Annotated in this window: 14 protein-coding genes; 7 read left to right on the top strand and 7 right to left on the bottom strand. The window is 71.3% G+C overall.

The window, feature by feature from the left end:
• Positions 1-42: 42 nt before the first annotated feature.
• From ACFY29_RS32080 to ACFY29_RS32070, 3 genes are all read left to right on the top strand, one after another.
• Entirely contained in the window at positions 43-3,159 is a 3,117-nt protein-coding gene (locus ACFY29_RS32080; protein WP_386992099.1) for an amino acid adenylation domain-containing protein, read from the top strand.
• Positions 3,156-8,741, top strand: a complete 5,586-nt coding sequence (locus tag ACFY29_RS32075; protein ID WP_386992097.1) for an amino acid adenylation domain-containing protein — start codon at positions 3,156-3,158, stop codon at positions 8,739-8,741. Before ACFY29_RS32080 ends, ACFY29_RS32075 begins: the two co-directional genes overlap by 4 nt.
• 260 nt (positions 8,742-9,001) lie before the next feature.
• Positions 9,002-10,063, top strand: a complete 1,062-nt coding sequence (locus ACFY29_RS32070; RefSeq protein ID WP_386992095.1) for an aromatic acid exporter family protein — start codon at positions 9,002-9,004, stop codon at positions 10,061-10,063.
• An 84-nt stretch (positions 10,064-10,147) separates the two neighbouring features.
• Here ACFY29_RS32070 and ACFY29_RS32065 read toward each other — a convergent pair whose 3' ends face one another.
• Positions 10,148-10,474 (bottom strand): hypothetical protein, encoded by a 327-nt coding sequence (locus ACFY29_RS32065; protein WP_386992093.1) that lies wholly within the window; start codon positions 10,472-10,474, stop codon positions 10,148-10,150.
• 212 nt (positions 10,475-10,686) lie between these two features.
• Between ACFY29_RS32065 and ACFY29_RS32060 the strand changes: the two genes are divergently transcribed.
• Together ACFY29_RS32060 and ACFY29_RS32055 are read left to right on the top strand one after the other, a co-directional pair.
• Positions 10,687-11,454: a DUF5753 domain-containing protein gene (locus ACFY29_RS32060; protein WP_355602674.1), complete on the top strand. Its 768-nt coding sequence runs from the start codon at positions 10,687-10,689 to the stop codon at positions 11,452-11,454.
• Positions 11,451-11,636, top strand: a complete 186-nt coding sequence (locus tag ACFY29_RS32055) for a DUF397 domain-containing protein (protein WP_355602672.1) — start codon at positions 11,451-11,453, stop codon at positions 11,634-11,636. The genes ACFY29_RS32060 and ACFY29_RS32055 overlap by 4 nt, the downstream gene beginning before the upstream one ends.
• Positions 11,637-11,669: 33 nt before the next feature.
• Here the strand turns inward: ACFY29_RS32055 and ACFY29_RS32050 are convergent, their stop codons facing one another.
• From ACFY29_RS32050 to ACFY29_RS32040, 3 genes are all read right to left on the bottom strand, one after another.
• Positions 11,670-12,674 carry a MerR family transcriptional regulator gene (locus tag ACFY29_RS32050; protein WP_386992091.1) on the bottom strand — a complete coding sequence of 335 codons (1,005 nt, stop codon included), beginning with the start codon at positions 12,672-12,674 and terminating at the stop codon, positions 11,670-11,672.
• A 6-nt stretch (positions 12,675-12,680) separates the two neighbouring features.
• On the bottom strand, positions 12,681-13,343 hold the full coding sequence (locus tag ACFY29_RS32045) for a HEAT repeat domain-containing protein (RefSeq protein ID WP_386992543.1): 663 nt from the start codon (positions 13,341-13,343) through the stop codon (positions 12,681-12,683).
• A gap of 96 nt (positions 13,344-13,439) precedes the next feature.
• Entirely contained in the window at positions 13,440-14,564 is a 1,125-nt protein-coding gene (locus ACFY29_RS32040) for an FAD-dependent oxidoreductase (RefSeq protein WP_386992089.1), read from the bottom strand.
• 28 nt (positions 14,565-14,592) lie between these two features.
• Here ACFY29_RS32040 and ACFY29_RS32035 point away from each other — a divergent pair, with 28 nt between their 5' ends.
• Positions 14,593-15,318 (top strand): TetR/AcrR family transcriptional regulator, encoded by a 726-nt coding sequence (locus ACFY29_RS32035; RefSeq protein ID WP_355602664.1) that lies wholly within the window; start codon positions 14,593-14,595, stop codon positions 15,316-15,318.
• A gap of 81 nt (positions 15,319-15,399) precedes the next feature.
• Here the strand turns inward: ACFY29_RS32035 and ACFY29_RS32030 are convergent, their stop codons facing one another.
• From ACFY29_RS32030 to ACFY29_RS32020, 3 genes are all read right to left on the bottom strand, one after another.
• Positions 15,400-16,614 carry an RNA polymerase sigma factor gene (locus tag ACFY29_RS32030; RefSeq protein WP_386992087.1) on the bottom strand — a complete coding sequence of 405 codons (1,215 nt, stop codon included), beginning with the start codon at positions 16,612-16,614 and terminating at the stop codon, positions 15,400-15,402.
• The gene (locus ACFY29_RS32025; RefSeq protein WP_386992085.1) at positions 16,614-17,000 is read right to left on the bottom strand and encodes a YciI family protein; all 387 of its coding nucleotides are present in this window, start codon (positions 16,998-17,000) and stop codon (positions 16,614-16,616) included. The genes ACFY29_RS32030 and ACFY29_RS32025 overlap by 1 nt, the downstream gene beginning before the upstream one ends.
• Before the next feature lie 284 nt (positions 17,001-17,284).
• Positions 17,285-17,875: a DinB family protein gene (locus ACFY29_RS32020; protein WP_328417438.1), complete on the bottom strand. Its 591-nt coding sequence runs from the start codon at positions 17,873-17,875 to the stop codon at positions 17,285-17,287.
• A gap of 160 nt (positions 17,876-18,035) precedes the next feature.
• Here ACFY29_RS32020 and ACFY29_RS32015 point away from each other — a divergent pair, with 160 nt between their 5' ends.
• Positions 18,036-18,524, top strand: coding sequence for a YcxB family protein (locus ACFY29_RS32015; protein ID WP_386992083.1), 489 nt, complete (start codon positions 18,036-18,038; stop codon positions 18,522-18,524).
• Positions 18,525-18,545: the final 21 nt, after the last annotated feature.

Raw genomic sequence — 18,545 nt, 5'->3', positions numbered from 1 at the left:
AGCGAAGCGGAGCCCCGCAGTCGCGAACGGAAGGCAGCAACGATGACCAGCGAGTGGACCTTCCCGGCCTCCTTCGCCCAGGAGCGGGTGTGGACGGCCAACCAGCTCGACGCCGGTTCGCCGGTCTACAACGTCTCGGCGCCGTGGCGGTTCCCGGCCGGCGTCACCGTGGCCCAGGCCGTCGAGGTGTTCTCCCAGGTCGTCGAGCGGCACGAGTCGCTTCGTACCCACCTGCGGATGGTCGACGGCGCGCTGGTGCAGGTCGTCCGGGCCGCCGGGCCGCTGGAGCTGCCGGTGCTGGACCTGACCGGCCTGCCCGCCGACGAGCAGGAGCGGCGCCACGCTGAGACCATGACCGAGCTGGCCCGGACCCCGATCCCGCTGGACTCCCCGCCACTGTGGCGGGCCCGGCTGGTCCGCTTCTCCCGCGAACAGCTCGGGTTGCAGTTCGTGATGCACCACGCGGTCTTCGACAGCCACTCCGCCGTGCTGTTCGACGCCGAGGTGGCCGCGTTCGCCCGGGCCGCGCTGACCGGCGCGCCCGCCGACGTGCCGGAACTGCCCATCCAGTACGCCGACTTCGCCGTCTGGCAGCGCGGCCAACTCACCGGCGACGAGCTGGACCGGCAGCTCGCCTTCTGGCGCGACCACCTGGCCGGCGCGCCGGCGCTGACCGGCCTGCCACTGGACCGGCCGCGCCCCGCCCAGCTCGGCTTCGCCGGCGACGAGGTGCGCTTCGACCTCCCCGACGGGCTGCTGGACCGGGTCGGGCAGCTCGCCTCCGGCACCTCGGCCACCCCGTACATGGTGCTGCTGGCCGCCTTCGCCGCGCTGCTGTCCCGAATCTCCGGCGACCCCGAGGTGGTGGTGGGCGTCTCCACCGCTGGCCGGGACACCGCCGAGCTGACCCCGCTGATCGGCATGTTCGTCAACCCGGTGGCGCTGCGCTGCGACCTGACCGGAGACCCGACCGTCACCGAGTTGCTCGGCCGGGTGCGTACCGGCCTGGTGGACGCGATGGAGCACGGGCAGGTCCCGTTCCAGCGGATCGTCGAGGCGGTCGCCCCGCAGCGCGACCCGTCGGTGCAGCCGGTGTTCCAGACCGCGCTGAACCTCATCCCGGACTCGGGCCTGGACCCGGTGCCGCTGGGCACCACCAAGGACGACCTGGCCTTCGACATCACCGGCGGCACCAGCCGGCTGGTCTACCGCACCGACCTGTTCGACCGGGCCACCGCCGAGACGGTCGTCGCCCGCTACCTGCGGCTGCTCACCGCCGCTGTCGCCGACCCGGGGACGCGGCTGTCCGCGTTGCCCCTGCTCGACGACGCCGAACGCGACCTGCTGCGCACCTGGACCGGCACCGGCCGCGAGGTGGCCCCGAGCACCCTGGTCGCCGAGGTGGAGCGGCAGGCCGCCGCCACCCCGGCCGCGGTCGCCCTGATCTGCGACGGAACGGAGCTGAGCTACGCCGAGCTGGCCGCCCGGGCCAACCGGTTGGCCCGGCTGCTGGTCGGCCGTGGCGCCGGCCCGGAGACCCGGGTCGCGCTGCTGCTGCCCCGCTCGGTGGAGCTGCTGGTGGCCATCCTCGCGGTGCTGAAGGCCGGCGCGGCGTACCTGCCGGTGGACACCGGCTATCCGGCGAACCGGATCAACTATCTGCTGACCGACGCGGAGCCGACGCTGGTGCTGGTCACCGCGCAGACGGCTGCGCTGGCCCCGGCCGACGCACTGGTGCTGGACCCGGCGACCGCCGCCGACCTGGACGACGCCGACCTCACCGACGACGACCGCCGGGCGCCGCTGCGCCCGGAGCACCCGGCATACCTGCTCTACACCTCCGGTTCCACCGGCCGACCCAAGGGCGTGCTGGTCGAGCACCGCGCGGTCACCGCGTACCTGGCCTGGGCCCGGGACACCTACCCGGGCCTGGCCGGCACCGCGTTGCTGCACTCGCCGGTCTCGTTCGACCTGACGGTGACCGGGCTGCTGGGCCCGCTCACCGCCGGCGGCACGGTCCGGCTGGCCGGCATCGACACGCCGGCCGCCCGGGCCGGCGGGCCGCCGACCTTCCTCAAGGTCACCCCCAGCCATCTGCCGCTGCTCGACGGCGCGCTGTCGCCCACCACCGACCTGGTGATCGGTGGGGAGGCGCTGACCGGTGAGCAGTTGGCCGGCTGGCGGGCGGCGCACCCCGAGGTGGCCGTGATCAACGAGTACGGCCCGACCGAGGCCACCGTCGGCTGCGTCGCGGCCCGGATCGCGCCCGGGAGCCCGGTACCCGCCGGCCCGGTGCCGATCGGCCAGCCCACCTGGAACACCCGGGTCCACCTGCTCGACGCGGCGCTGAACCCGGTGCCGCCGGGCGTGGTCGGCGAGCTGTACGTCGCCGGGGCGCAACTGGCCCGGGGCTACCTGCGCCGCCCGGCGCTCACCGCCGAGCGATTCCTGCCCTGCCCGTACGGGCCGCCGGGGGAGCGGATGTACCGCACCGGTGACCTGGCCCGCTGGCGGGCCGACGGCACGCTGGACTACCTGGGCCGCCGGGACGACCAGGTCAAGATCCGGGGGATGCGGATCGAGCTGGGCGAGATCGAGTCGGTGCTGCGGGCCCGCCCGGACGTGGACGCGGCGGCCGTGGTGGTCCGCGCTGACGCCGGCGAGCCGACGCTGGTCGGCTACCTGGTCGGCCCGGTCGACGAGACGGCGCTCGCCGCCGAGTTGGCCCTTGAGCTGCCCGCGCACCTGGTGCCCGACGCGTTCGTCCGGTTGGACGCGCTGCCGCTGACCCCGAACGGCAAGCTGGACACCGCCGCGCTGCCGGCACCGGCCGCCGCCACCGCCGACGGTTTCCTCGCCCCGCGCACCGACGCCGAGGCGCTGGTCGCCGAGGTCTACGCCGAGATCCTCCAACTGGAGAAGGTCGGCGCGCTCGACGACTTCTTCGCCCTCGGCGGCAACTCGCTGCGCGGCATGCGGGCGATGGCCCGCATCCGCGCCGAGGTGGACGTGGAGTTGCCGATGCGGGCGCTGTTCAGCAGCCCAGTGGTGGCCGACCTGGCCGCCCAGATCGAGCAGCGGATCGCCGCCGAACTGGACGAGCTCTCCGAAACCGAGGTCGCCGCGCTGCTCGCGGCGGAGAAGGACACCCCGTCATGACCGACGTGAAGGATCCGGCCCGCGACGCCGCCCGACAGGCGCTGATCTCCCAACGGCTGCGCCGCCGGTCGGGCGGCACACCCGCCGCGCAACGGATCACGCCCCGCCCGCCGGACGCCGAGGTGCCACTGTCGTACGCGCAGGAGCGGGTCTGGTTCATGGACCAGCTCGCTCCTGGCGAGGCCGCGTACCACATCGCGGTGCCGCTGCGGGTGCGCGGCCCGCTCGATGTCGCGGCGCTGCGCCGCGCGCTGGCCGACCTGACCCGGCGGCACGAGTCCCTGCGCACCCGGTTCCCGGCCGACTCAGACGGTCGGCCGACCGTGGTGCTCGACGACGCGGTCGAGGTGCCGCTGACCGTGCTGGACGCCGTCGACGAGGCCGCCGCTCAGGCGCTGGTCGACCACGCCGCCGCGGAACCGTTCGACCTGGCCAACGGGCCACTGCTGCGCGCTCTGCTGATCCGGCTGGCGCCGACCGAGCACGTGCTCTTCCTCGGCCAGCACCACATCGTCGGCGACGGCTGGTCGGTGGACGTGCTGCTGCGCGACCTGATCACCGGCTACCGCGACGGGGAACTGCCCGCCCTGCCGGTGCAGTACGGCGACTTCGCGGTCTGGGAGGCGCGGGAGCTGGCCGGTCCGGGCGCCCGTCGGCACCTGGACTGGTGGAAGGGGCGGCTGGCCGGGGTCACCCCGCTGGAGCTGCCGCTGGACCTGCCCCGTCCGGCCACCCAGACCTACCGGGGCGACTTCGTCGAGTTCACTGTGGACCGGGCCGCCACCGATGGGCTGCGGGCGCTGACCCGCTCCTACGGCGGCACGCTGTTCATGACGCTGCTCGCCGCGTACCAGGTGTTCCTGGCCCGGCACTCCGGGCAGGACGACTTCGCGGTCGGCGCGTCGGTGGCCGGCCGGTCCGCACCGGAGCTGGAGAACGTGGTCGGCATGTTCGTCAACATGCTGCCGATGCGCGCCGAACTGGCCGGCGACCCGACCTTCACCGAGCTGCTGGAGCGGACCCGGCGCGCGGTGCTGGACGGGCTGGAGCACGCCGAGGTGCCGTTCGCGCGGGTGGTGCACGAGCTGGGGCTGCCCCGCGACGTCAGCCGCTCACCGGTGTTCCAGGCGATGTTCGTCCTGCAGAACTACGAGATGGGCCGGTTCGACGGGGTCGCCGAGGACGCCGGGGTCGGCTTCGAGTGGCATCCGATGGAGCTGCGCGCCACCCGCTTCGACTTCGAGCTGCACGCCGTCGAGACCGGCGACGGGCTCTGGGGCAAGCTGGTCTTCAACACCGACCTGTTCACCCGGGCCACCGTCGAGCGGATGACGCACCGGCTGACCACCCTGCTGCGCGCCGTGGTCGCCGTCCCGGACCGGCCGGTCTCCACGCTGGATCTGCTCGCCCCCGCCGAGCGGGAACTGCTCGCCGGGTGGAACGACACCACCGGCGACTTCCCCCGGCAGCAGACCCTGCACGCCCCGATCGAGGAGCGGGCCGCCCGTACGCCGGACGCGGTGGCGCTGACGTTCGCCGGCCGCTCGGTGACGTACGCCGAGCTGAACGCGGCGGCGAACCGGATCGCACACCGGCTGCGCGCCTGCGGAGTAGGCCCGGAGACCCTGGTCGGGGTCTGCGCGGAACGCTCCGTGGAGCTGGTCGCCGGCCTGCTCGGCGTACTCAAGGCCGGTGGCGCGTACCTGCCACTGGACCCGGAGTACCCGGCCGACCGGCTGGCCTTCATGGTCACCGACGCCGCCGCGCCGGTGGTGCTCGTCCAGGAGCACCTGCGCGACGTGCTGCCGGCGACCGACGCCAGCGTGCTCGCCCTGGACGACGAGTCGGTCTGGGCCGACCAGCCGGCCACCGACCCAGCGCCGACAGCCGGCCCGGCCCACCTGGCGTACGTCATCTACACCTCCGGCTCCACCGGCCGGCCCAAGGGCGTGCCGAACACCCACCGGGGCATCGTCAACCGGCTCGACTGGATGCAGCGCACCTACCGTCTCGGCGCCGACGACGCGGTCCTGCAGAAGACCCCGGCCAGCTTCGACGTCTCGGTGTGGGAGTTCTTCTGGCCGCTGCGGGAGGGCGCCCGGCTGGTACTGGCCGAGCCGGGCGGTCACAAGGACGCCGGCTACCTGCGCGACCTGCTGATCTCCGAGCGGGTCACCACCGCCCACTTCGTACCGTCGATGCTCACCGTCTTCCTCGCCGAGGACGGCGTCGAGGCGGCCACCGCACTGCGCCGGGTGATCTGCAGCGGCGAGGAGTTGCCGGTCGCCGCGGCCCGGGACTTCACCGCCCGGCTGCCCGGCTGCGGTCTGCACAACCTGTACGGCCCGACCGAGGCGGCGATCGACGTCAGCGCGTGGGCGTGCGACCCAGCGCTGCTGGCCGAGCTGACCAGCGTGCCGATCGGCGCGCCGATCAACAACCTGCGGCTGCACGTGCTGGACGCCCGGGGCAACCCGTGCCCGGTCGGCGTCGCCGGTGAGCTGCACATCGCGGGCATCGGACTGGCCCGTGGCTACCACCGCCGGCCGGCACTGACCGCCGAGCGGTTCGTCCCCGACCCGTTCGCCGCCGAGCCGGGCGCCCGGCTCTACCGCACCGGCGACCTGGCCCGCTGGCGGGTCGCGCCCGGCGTACCCGGCGAGGCGGACGACCGGGCCGGTGCCGCGCCGGCCGACGTGACCCCGACCGGCGGCGACGCTGGCGGCCCGCCCGGCGGGGTGCTGGAGTTCCTCGGCCGGATCGACCACCAGGTCAAGCTGCGCGGGCTACGCATCGAGCTGGGCGAGATCGAGAGCGCGCTGCGTGCCCAGCCGGGGGTGACCGAGGCGGTGGTGCTGGTCCGCGAGGACGCCCCCGGCGACAAGCGGCTCACCGGCTACCTGGTCGGCGCGGCCGAGCACGACACCGTCAAGGCGGCGCTGAAGGAGACCCTGCCCGAGTACATGGTGCCGGCCGCGTTCGTCACCCTGGACGTGCTGCCGCTGACCCCGAACGGCAAGCTGGACCGCAAGGCGCTGCCCGCGCCGGTGGTCACCCGCGCCGCGTCGGTGGCGCTGGTCGAGCCGCGTGACGACACCGAGCGGCTGCTCGCCGGCATCTGGTCCGACGTGCTCGGGGTGGACACCCTCGGCATCGACGACGACTTCTTCGACCTGGGTGGGCACTCGATGCTCGCCACCCAGGTGGTGGCCCGGATCCGCAAGGCCGAGCACGGCGGGCGGCCGGTCGGCGTGATGGACCTGTTCCAGCAGCGGACCATCCGCGACCTGGCCACCTTCATGTCCGGCGGCGGCGAGGGCGACGGGCCGCGCCGGCTGCTCTACGAGCTGACCAAGCCGACTCCGGCGGCGCAGCGGGTGATCACCTACGTCTGCGTGCCGTACGGCGGCGGCAGCGCGATCGTCTACCAGCCTCTCGCGGACGCGCTGCCGGCCGGGCACGCGCTGTGGTCACTGGCCATCCCCGGCCACGACGTGGGGCTCACCGAGGACGCGCTGCCCTTCGACGAGCTGACCACCCGGGTCGCCGAGGAGATCCTGGAGCGCGTCGAGGGTCCGCTCGCCCTGTACGGGCACTGCGGCGTCGGCAGCGCGATCGTCGCCGAGGTGGCGCGCAAGGTGGAGGCCGCCGGTCGGGAGTTGACCGCGCTCTACATCGGCGCGATGTTCCCGTTCGCCCGCCCGAAGGGACTGTTCGCGGCGGTCCGCACCCGACTGGAGAAGCTGCGCAGCAACAAGCACTACGCGAGCTGGCTCAAGTCGATGGGGGTGGACACCGACGAACTGGACCCGGAGCAGGCTGACCGGATCATCAGCAACATGCGGGCCGACTCCCGAGCCTCGGAGGAGTACTTCACCGACCTGCTCGACCGGCGCGCGGTGAAGCTGCGCGCCCCGATCATCTCGGTGGTCGGCTCGGAGGACCCGGTCACGGACTACCACACCGAGCGGTACGCCGAGTGGCAGTTCCTCAGCGACCGATTGGCGCTGGTCGTGCTCGACCAGGCCGGGCACTTCTTCCTCAAGTACCGGGCGCAGGAGTTGGCCGAGATCGTCACCCGGGTGCACCCGGCGCTCGCCGCCGGCGACGTCTCCGCCCTGACCCCGGCGGCGCGCGGTGAGGACGCCGGCTGGGCGGTGGCCGACACCCGCGGGGTCGACGACATCACCGGTCCGGAGCAGCCGGTGGTCCGCCCGAGCATGGCCCGGTTCGTGGCGGTCACCGCCGGGCAGTTGGTCTCCACCACCGGCTCCGCGCTGACCGCGTTCGCCCTGCCGATCTGGCTGTTCACCCGCACCGGCTCGGTGGCCAACCTGGGTCTGCTCTGGGCACTCGCGCTGGTCTGCGGGGTGCTGATGCTGCCAGTGGCCGGCGCGATCACCGACCGGGTCAGCCGGCGGAAGATCATGATGATCGCCAGTTGCAGCGCCGGCTCGATCCAACTCGTGCTCGCCGCGCTGCTCTGGACCGACAACCTGGCGCTCTGGCACATCTACGCCCTGGTGGCGCTGAGTCAGGTGGCCGGGTCGTTCCAGCGGATCGCGTTCCAGTCGGCCGTGCCGCAACTGGTGCCCAAGCGCTACCTGGGGCACGCGATGGGCATCACCCAGCTCTCCAACGGCTTCGGCATGCTGCTGATGCCGGTCTTCGCCGCGGGTCTGCTGGCCGCCATCGACCTCAAGGGCATCCTGCTGCTGGACGTGGTCAGCTACCTGGTCGCGGTGGTGACCCTGTCGTTGGTCCGCTTCCCCGACCTGCTCGGTTGGCGGCCCAAGGAGCGGCTGCTGGTGGCAATCGCCAACGGCCTGCGCTACTCGTGGCGGCACCGCGGCTTCCGGCTGATGCTGGGCTACTTCGCGCTGGGCAACATCTTCCTGGCCCCCGCGCTGGTGCTCACCACCCCGCTGGTGCTCTCCTTCGGCAGCGCCACGCAGGTGGCCCAGGTGGCTCTCGCCGAGGCGGTCGGCGCGGTCGCCGGTGGTGTGCTCATGTCGCTCTGGGGCGGGCCCCGACACCGGCGCATGATCGGCGTACTGATCGGCAACCTCGGCACCGCGCTCGGCTGCGTCCTGGTCGGCCTGGACGCCTCGGTCGCGATGATCTGCGTCGGGGCGTTCTGGCTGGCCATGTCGATGACCACCGCGCAGTCCATCTACGCCACCATCGTCCAGGTCAAGGTGCCGCAGCGTTTCCACGGCCGGGTGTTCAGCCTCAACCAGACCATCTCCTGGTCGACGCTGCCGATCGGCTTCGCGCTGCTCGCCCCGGCGGCGACCAGCCTGTTCGAGCCGCTGCTCGCCCCGGGCGGGGCGCTCGCCGGGTCGGTGGGCGCCGTGATCGGCACCGGCCCGGGCCGGGGCATCGGCTTCGCGTACGTCTGCTTCGGCGCGGCGCTGTTCCTCATCACCCTCGGCGGCTTCGCGATCCGGCTGCTGCGCCGCTTCGACCTGGAGGTGCCGGACTCGCTGCCCGACGACCTGATCGGCGCGCAGGAGCGGGAACGTCGGCTGGCGGCCCGCGCCGCGCAGCGCGAGGAGGAGCGGGTACCGGTCGGGGTGTGACGGGTGCGGGTGCCACCGCGGTGCCGCACGGCACTGCGGTGGCACCCATCGCGTAAGAGATCATGTTGGGGATTGGCCGGACCTGCCGAGCTGCGCCGTGGTACGAGTGCTCGGTGAATCCTGATGGCCGCCGTCAGCCGGGCGCCAGCCCGACACGGCGCGACCGGCTGGCGGCACGTGCGAAGGCAACTGCTGTTCGGGCTCGGGGTCGAGGTGGCCGGGCGGGACGACTGCGGCTGAGCCAACTGGAAGCCGCCCTGGTGATCTCGGTGCAGGCGGGCCTCGCTGCGGCTCTGGCCTGGTCGATCGGCCACGACCTGCTGGGCAACCCCGCGCCGATCTTCGCCCCTTCCGCCGCGGTCGGCACGATCGTCGCCTCACTCGGGCAGCGCGCACACCGCACGGTCGAACTGCTGCTCGGCGTCGGGCTCGGCATCGCCACCACCGACTTCCTGCTGAGCTTTCTGGGCACCGGGTTCTGGCAGACCGGATTCATCGTCGGATGCGCCATCCTCGCCACGCTTGTGCTGTTCGGGCGTAGTGGGGCTGCCGTCGGCCAGGCCGGCGGCACGGCGGTGCTGCTCGCGGCCCTCGCTCCGGCTCAGAAGGACCTGGAGTGGCCGCGAATCGTGGAGGCGATGGTCGGCGGCGTGGTGGGCATCGTGGTCGTCGCGTTGCTGGTGCCGTTGAACCCGATGCGGATCCTCGACCGTGACGCGGCCCCGATCTTCCACTGCCTCGCACGTCAGTTGCGAGAGGTTTCCGCAGCGCTGACGACGAGCGATCAGCAGCGGGCGGTTCGCGCGTTGGACGCCCTCCGCGGCATGGGGCCGGACCTCGATCGGATGCACCAGGCACTCAGCGGCGCCGAGGAGGTGGTCAGCCTCGCGCCGGCCCGTTGGCTGCGCCGTCAGGATGTGGAGCGGTTCGCGCGCGCGAGCCAGTTGCTGGAACGAGTCATCGAGCACAGCCGGGGAGTGGCCCGCCGCTCGGCGATGGCGTTGCAGTACAACGAGCCGATTCCGCCCGACCTGCCCGCCAGCGTCGGACAACTCGCCGACGCGGTCGACCTGCTGCGCCGTGAGCATCGCGCCGGGCGCCCCACCGAGAGGACCCGCCACACGGTGCGCGCTGCCCTCCATCAGGCTGGCCGAGCCCGAGCCCAGGGGGTCGACGAGTTTGGCGACGCGGTGGTGACCCAACTGCGTACCGCCGCCAGCGACCTCCTTCGCGCCACCGGCTACGACCCGACAACGGCGAACGACGAGGTACGGAAGGCAGTGCAGGACGGCGAGAATTCTGTTCACGCGGGCGATGATTAGCGGCCTGGTCATCGGGCCGAGGCCCGGCCAGGCGATCCCACACGCCTGACAGCGCCAGGTGGGCCGCGAGGGATCGGCGGCGGGTCACAGCGTCACCCGCCGGGGTACGACCGACCGGCGCCGACGGACCGGGGCGGGTGGAGCCGTCAGCCAGCGCACACCCTCGGGCATCAGGTACAGCTCGCGGCGGGCTACCGCGTCGCCGTGCGGGGCCAGCTCGTAGCACTCGATCCACAGCCAACCGTGGTAGGTGTGCCGGTCGGCCAGTACGCGGATCACGCGGACGGTGACCGCCCGGACGAACTGCGGGCTCGCATCCCGGGTCAGGCGCAGCAGGTCACCGGACTGGATCGTCCGCTCTGCCACCTCGGCATTCGGCCTCGCGTCGGGCATCTTCGGTGTGTCGGGCACGGCTTCCCCTCGCATCCGGTGATGGGAAGGGGGCCCGGCCTCGGTGCTCGCCGTCGGATCGGCCGGGCCCCCGCACGAACGCGGGCGGCGGGCTTCTGTCGCCTCCACCACTCGCGCCGTCTACACAGCACCCTGCCGAGGGTTGCGTGACAATCACACAGCGTTAGATGATTTCTTCGGTACGTACCATTTGCTCCCGAAGGGACGCGGGCATGAACCATGCATTCGTCGCGGCGCTCGCCGAGGCGTGCGAGACGGCCGAAAGCCTGGCCGGTCGCATCGGTCTGCACCCGAAGACCGTCGCCCGGTGGGCAAACCCGGGGCGCATCCCGCAGACCCGGCACCGCGCCGAGGTAGCACAGATCCTCCGGAAGGACGTGCTGGAACTTTGGCCGGACGTGCTCAACCGCCGTGAGCCGGTGTGGTTCCGACCGTGGGTCGACATCGAGCGTGAAGCGGTCGCGCTGCGGGCGTTCCAGCTCGCCTGGGTTCCGGGCCTGCTCCAGACCGAGGCGTACGCACGCGCCACGCTTGCTTGGGAGGCGCTGATCCCAGCCGAGATAGACGAGTTGGTCGCGGCACGCATCGACCGGCAAGCGATCCTGACCCGTGAGCGCGGACCCCTGTTCATCGCGGTGCTGGACGAAGGGATCATCCGCCGCCCGGTCGCCGGGGGCCGGGCGCTCATGGCTGCCCAGCTCGCTCACCTCTTGGTCTGTGCCGACCTGCCGAGCGTTCAACTTCACATCGTGCCGAGCGAGGCGGCGGCCTACCCGGGGCTCAATGGGCCGTTCACACTCGCCGAACTGCCCGGCGGAACGCGAGTGGCGCATGTGGACAGTCAGGCGCACGCGCAGATCGTCGACCAGGCGTCGGAGATTGCTACGCTGGAGCGACGGTGGGAACGCATACGGGGCGAGGCCCTTCCCCGCGGGCGGTCCCTGGACCTCCTGAAAGAAGCGGCAGCCTCATGGACATGACCGGCGCGCGGTGGCGCAAGAGCACGAAGAGCGGCAGCAACGGCGGCGACTGCGTGGAGGTCGCCGACAACCTTCCCGGCGTCGTCCTGGTCCGCGACACGAAGAACCGCGACGGCGGCACCCTGGCCTTCAGCCCGACGGCGTGGCGCACGTTCGTCACCCAGGTCGCCGAGCGGCCGTAGGTGCTTCTGCCTTCCGTACACCGTGACGGTCCGTTACCGCGCGTCGCGCAGCTTCAGAATGTATGTCGCAGTAAGCGCAACGGCACGGTCTTCGTCATGTGACAGATCTGCGAGGGCCCGTGCGGTCGTGATCCCCGGGATGTCCGCGAGCGCCTGTGTCAGCCGTCGACGGGCAGACGATTCACCGGTGCCGGGGGCGAGGCGGTCAACGAGCCTGGTAGCGATCTGATCCGCCAACGCGGGGTCACTCGCCAGCGCGCTCAATGCGTCGGCTGCATCGACGTCATTCGTCTCCTCGACGACCATGTCGATGAGCGTCGGGACCGCGTCGGCTACTCCACGTGCCCCGAGCGCCAGAGCTACATACCTGCGGACCACGATGTCGGAGTTCGCGAGGGCGTCCCGCAGCAGTGCGGTCGCGTCACCGTTCGGGATCTCGGCGATGGACTGGACGGCACGCTTCCGCACCTCGGCCACGGGTGAGCCGAGGCCCTCCGCCAGCAGTGCCAATCCGCCACCCCCCGATTGCGCCAGAGCCCATCGAAGGGCTCCGGCGACGTTCGGGTCCGTCTCGCTCAGTGCTGCCTCGACCAGTGCCTCCACTGGTACCGGAACCTCCTCGACTGCGGACAAGGCCGCGCGCTGGCGCTTCCCGGCACTCTCCGACCCCAGTGCCTGGAGGAGGGCAACGACCTGGAGGACGTCCTCCCAGCCGGTGGGTTCCGCGGCACCGATCCGACCGAGTCGGGTGAGCAGCTCCGTCTCAGCTGCGATGCGCTTTCGCGTCTGGCGGATGAGGTCATCGACGAGCTCGGACGGCGTGAAGCCGGGATCATCGAGCGCGCGCCCGACCTCACGCAGCGACAGCCCCAATGACCGCAGGCTCTCGATATGGAAGATCCGCCGGATGTCCTCGCTGGAGTACTCCCGATAGCCGGCGTTGGTACGACCTGTCGGCCGCACCAGACCGAGCGAGTCGTAGTGCCTGAGCATCCGGGCGCTGACCCCGGACCGTCGTGCCACCTCACCGATCAACACTGCCTGTCACCCCTCCTGGCCGGCCCTGCCGAGGGCTACGACGCGCTTCGCCTCCTCGATCGCGAACTCGAATCCGGCATCCGGGTCGCGCAACAGCCCTTCCGTGGCGATCGCGTGCGCGCGCACGCGAGGGTCTAGATCCGTCATCGCGGCGCGCAGGGTCGGCATGATCACCTCACCGAGCCCGATCAGCGCCCGGCTGAGGCTCAACTGCGTCTCACGCTCGCCGCGCCCGAGCTGTGTCGACAGCACTCCGGTCAACTCGGGTTCTTCACCTTCCGGCACGAGTACGACCGCTGCTCGCCAGGCGCTCCGCGCCACCTCGTCGTCGGCGTCGGTCAGCAGCGCCCGTGTTATCGCTGGCCACGCCTGCCGATCCCCGATCTTGGACAGCGTGTGCAACGCCTGGCTTCGTGCCTGCGCACGCTCCGAGCGAAGTTCGTCCATGAGCCTTGGGACCGTCACTGCTGACGAGTGTCGGATGAGTGCCCACGTCAGCATCTCGCGGACGTGAAAGTCGGGCTCGATCGCGCAGCGTTCGATGAGCTTGTCGATGAATCGGGGGTCAGGGGTCGTGCCGACCGCCAGCGCTGCCCGCAGCCGCACCGACGAGCTGCTGTTCGCCAGCCCCTGGAGAGCTCGCATCGTGTCCGTGTCCTCGTTCGGCATGGTCATCGGGACCACCTCCCTGACACAGTGAAGAGCTTGTCACTGTGTCAAGGTCAAGCGGGACCACCCCGTGCGATGGCCAGGCGCAGCGCGTTCTCAGTCTGCGGGTGCCGGTTCGGCGGGCCGGGGCGTGAAGAAGCGGATGATGTCTTCCGCTGCGGTGGGGGACAGCATCATCGCCTGGACTCGTGCGGACATTTCGGCGATCGGGTGGATCCTGCTGAACATCGCCTCCTCGTACGCCTGAATTGCCGAGTCCGGGTCGGCGGGGTTGGCGGCGAGTCGGCTGGCGAGTTCGGCGGCGTCGAGCATGGCCTGGTTGGCGCCCTCACCGACCGGCGGCATGAGGTGCGCGGCGTCGCCGATGAGGGTGATACCCGGCCGGCTGGACCAGCGCGTACCAATGGGCATCGCTTCGATCCTGCGCGGCGTCGGCGCGCTGTCGCCGGCCTCGATGAGTGCGGTGAGGCGGGGGTGCCAGCCACCGAACATGTCCAGCAGAGCACGCTTGCTGCGATATGTGTCGATCGGGCGATCCTCTGCGCGCAGCGAGATCCCGACGCGGAGGCTGCCATCGCCGATGCGTTGCGCTGCCAGGATCTGATTCACGCCGACGCACCACAGGTTCCCGGGGCCGACCAGCTCGGCGAGATCGGGATGGCGCCGGTCGACGTCGCAGATGTTCAGCTCCGCAAAGGTGGCCACATAGGATGTTTCCGCGTCGGTCAGCAGCGACCGGACGACCGAGCGCGCGCCGTCGGCACCGATGAGGATGTCGCAGTCGATTTTGTGGCCGCCGTCGAACGTGAGTCCCCAGCCTCCGTCAGGTCGTGGCGTCGCTGCGACAAGCCGGTGTCGCCACGCAACCGCGCCGCTGGGGAGCGAATCGAGCAGAAGATCACGCAGTACGCTCCGGTCAATCTCGGGACGTCCGGAGAATGAGCCAGGTTGCGGCTCATGGTGTACCAGGGTCCGTCCGGTCGGGTCGACGATGCGATGTTCCTCGCCCTCGGGCCGCGCCTCCGACCGGAACCGGCCGGTGAGGCCCGCCTCGGCCAGGGCCCGTTGCCCGGACTCCGGGTGCAGGTCGAGCGTGCCGCCTTGCGATCGCGCGGATCGGCTTGCCTCGCGCTCGTACACCACCGCATCAATGCCGTGCCGATGCAGGATCCGTGCCAGCGTCAGCCCGCCAAGGCCGCCACCGGCAATCGCGATTCTCATCTTCGTCCCCTTAGCGTACGCTGTATTCATGGATACGCCGTACGGTAGCGCGCCGATGCCCGTTTGGGAACGGCCCGAGCCCCAGCCGCGAGCGGCGCCGGTGCCGTTGAGCCGCGAGAAAATCGCCGCTACGGCGATCCGGCTAGCCGACGTGCACGGCCTCGACGGACTGTCGCTTCGCAAGATCGCCAAGGAGCTGGGGGTCGGCCCGATGCGGCTCTACGACTACGTGACCAACAGATCCGAACTGCTCGATCTGATGGTCGACGTCGTCTATGCCCGGATCGCCGAGGTCGGCCGGCACTCCGAATGGCGCGCCACGGTACTGGCCGTCGCCCACGCGACCCGCGACGCCGCCCTTGATCATGAGTGGTTTTCCGATCTGCTCGGCGGGAGGCCACACTTGGGACCTCACGCGCTCGCCGTGGGCGAAGCGACCGCGGCGGCGCTGAGCCAGGCCCCCAGCGTGCGCGGCATCGACGATCTCCAGCGGGCTTTGAGCGCCCTCAACGCCTTCATCATCGGAGCGGTCCGTAGAGAGGTCACCGAGCGACGTACCGCCCGTTCCACCGGCACCGATGAAGCCGCCTGGCAGGCCAGCCTCGGCCCCTACCTCACCCGCATGTTGAAGACCGGCCGGTACCCCACCGTCGCCCGGCTCGTCATCGACGGCGCCCACCTCAACGCCGAGGAAACCTTCAACCACAACCTGACCACCGTCTTGGACGGCATCACCAGCCATCCCCGCGCGTGACCAACTGCTCCGAGGCCAGCGGCCGAAGCGGGGAGGGAGACAACGCATCTGCTCGGATCCTGGCTGACCGAGCTGGGGAAGTCAGCCCAGCGCGGCTGCCTTACGCAGCAGCACCGAGCGTTCGCGCTGGTTGGCGCACAGCCGGGCCGCCAACTCCAGCTCGGCGCGTGCCTCCGGTCGCCGGCCGAGGCGGGTCAGCAGCTCACCGCGCACGGTGGGAACCAGATGCGAACCGGGGAGCCGGTCCGAGGCGATCAGCTCGTCCACGATGGCCAGGGCCTGCGCTGGACCCGAGGCCATGGCCACGGCGACAGCCCGGTTGAGTTCGACCACCGGGGAGGGCGCGACCCGGCCGAGCGCCTCGTAGAGCACCACGATCCGGTCCCAGTTGGTCTCCTCGACCGAGGGTGCCGACGCGTGGGTGGCGGCGATCGCGGCCTGCAGACCGTAGGGGCCGAGGCCGCGAGTCGATGCCTTGGCCAGCGCGGCCAGCCCACGGCGGATCGCCGAGAAGTCCCACAGCCGCCGGTCCTGGTCCTCGAGTAGGACCGGCGAGCCGTCCGGGCCGGTCCGGGCCGGGAAGCGCGCGGCCGTCAGCTCGCACAGCGCGAGCAGGCCGTGCACCTCCGGCTCGTCCGGCTGCAGCGCGGCCAGCGTGCGGGCCAGCCGGATCGCCTCGTACGCGAGGTCGGGACGCAGCAGCCGGCCGCCCGACGTGGCCGTCGACCCCTCGGTGAAGATCACGTAGAGGACGCTGAGCACGCCGCCCAGCCGTTCCCGGCGCTCGCCGGCCGCCGGCAGTTCGAACGGCACCCCGGCCGCCGCGATCGTCCTCTTGCCCCGGGTGATGCGGGCCTGCACGGTCGGCACGGGTACGAGGAACGCGCGGGCGATCTCCTCGCTGGACAGGCCGCCGACCACGCGCAGGGTCAGCGCCACCCGGGCCTCCGGGGAGAGCACCGGGTGGCAGCTGACGAACATCAGCGCCAGGACGTCGTCGTCGATCTTGTCGGGGTCGACTTCTTCGTCGACCGCGGGGTCGGCCGCCAGCAGGGCGTATCGGTGCTGAAGGGCGGCCCGGCGGCGGATCGCGTCGATCGCCCGCCGCCGGGCCGTGGCCATCAGCCAGCCGGCCGGATTGGCCGGAGCGGCACGCGGCCACGACACCAGCGCCTCAGCCACCGCCTCCTGGGCCGCGTCCTCGGCCAGCCCGAAATCGCCGGTGAACCGGGTCAGCGCGGCGACGATCCGGGCCGACTCGATCCGCCAGACGGCCTCGACGTCGGCCGTACCCATCAGATCTGGCCGTTGCTCTCGCTGCCCTGCGGGACCTCGTCGGCCTCGGCAACCCGCCGGACCTCGATCTTGGACCCGCGGACCGCCGGGACCCGCTTGGCCCACTCGACCGCCTCCTGTTTCGTGGCGACATCGAGCAGGAAGTAGCCACCGAACAGTTCCTTGGTCTCGCCGTACGGCCCGTCCGTGACCACCGGCGCCTCGCCGCTGAAGTCGACCACGACGCCCTGGCCCGGATCGTCCAGCCCTTCCGCCGCGACGAGAACGTCGGCCTTCATCATGTCCTCGATGAACTGGCGGGTCGTGGCCATCATCTCGTCGAGATCAGCCATCATGGCCGCGTTCGTCTCATCGGTGCCCCGCATGATCAGCAGGTACTTCGACATCGCGTTCTCCTCGTCCGGCGGGGCCGCCCGTCGGCCCTCGCCCCCACACGTCGAACGAGCGGCCCGCGGATCGACACGGCCCCGGAAAAATCTTCCCACCCGCGCCCCGCCCGTCAGGCCGGCCCCTGAGCGTTGGCCAACGCGGACGCCTGGCTGACCAGGAAGCTCATTGTCGCAGCTCGGCAGGGCGGCGACGCTCACCCGGATCTCCGGCACATCGCCAGCCGCTCGCAACGTTGCCGGTGGATGCTGACCTCACCGCCGGTGTCGACGGACCCGGACGGCTATCCGAATCGGTCAGCGAGCTTCGTCAGCTTGGTGACGTACGCCGGCCAGTCATAGTCGTCGGGGATGCTGGTGTTCTCCCGCCGCAGGCCGATCGCCGTGTCGTGTTGCTCGCGCATGATGTCGGCGTGACCGGCGTGACGAGCGAGGTCGCAGGTCACGTGGACGATGATCCTGTGCAGCGTCACGGCCTGTTTGCCTGGCCGCCACCACGGCACCCGCCCCGGCGCGTCGAGCGGTAGCTGTTGGATCGTCTGATCCGCGAACACCCCGACACGGCGATACAGGTCGATCAGTCCATCCTTCGTCTCCTCCTCCGTCGCGTACCAGTCTGCCTGCGGGTCCTCCTCGAACGCCTGCATGGGGACCAGTTCCTCAGGCGTCGGGAATTCGCGCCCGAAGGTAGGCCCGAAGTAGCCGGCTTCGACATTGAGGCAGTGCTTGAGGACTCCCAGTAGGTTGTTGCCGGTCGCGGTCCGGGGCATTCTGGCTTCGCGTTCGCTCAGCCCGTCGACCTTCCAGATCAGGTCTTCGCGAGTCGCCTGGAGGTAGTGGTGCAGCGCGGCCTTCGCATCGCCCAAGTCAGCCATGCCCGCCAGTTTTCCTTATGCGCCGAGCCATCGTGCGAGGTGTCGTCTACAAGATCAGCGCCCGGCTGCAGCGGTCAGCATCTTCAGGCCGAAGCGGCCGGCCAGCGGGGCGGAACTCAGGCGCTGCCCGGGGGAGGGGTGGGGGCACTATCGTTCTGGCGTGCACATCCGTTTTGACGTCCCAGCCGATCCCGCCTACCCAGGCCGCGTGGCCGCTGCGCTGAGCAGCGTGCGGCTGCGCAGGTTCGGCTATATCGGCGCGGTGCTGACGGTGGTCGGGGCGATCGGTTTGGCCGTCTCGCGGGGGTTCGCGTGGGGCGAGCAGATCTCACCGCTGTGGATTGCGATGGTCGTGGGTGGCCTGCTGTCGATGCTGTACTCGCCGTGGGTGCGGTTGCGCGCCCGGCGCCGCTCCAGTCGTTACGCTGTCGAGGGCAGCTACGACATCACCGATGACAACATCATGATGCGCAGCGGCTCGGAGTCCGGCGGCATCGCCTGGGACGGGGTCGCCCAGGTAAGGGATACCCCGGAGTTCTGGATCGTGTACGTCGGCCAGATGCCGGCGACCGTCATCCCACGCCGCTTGATGTCCGCCGAGGACGCCGAGACGTTGCGAGCCCATATGGCCAAACGCGGGCTGCTGTAGTTTCGGTGAACTCATCTGCCG

The sequence above is a fragment of the Micromonospora sp. NPDC000668 genome, from assembly GCF_042897975.1.
In the GTDB taxonomy this organism is placed as follows: Bacteria; Actinomycetota; Actinomycetes; order Mycobacteriales; family Micromonosporaceae; genus Micromonospora.
This window is presented reverse-complemented; position numbering and strand designations above follow the sequence as displayed.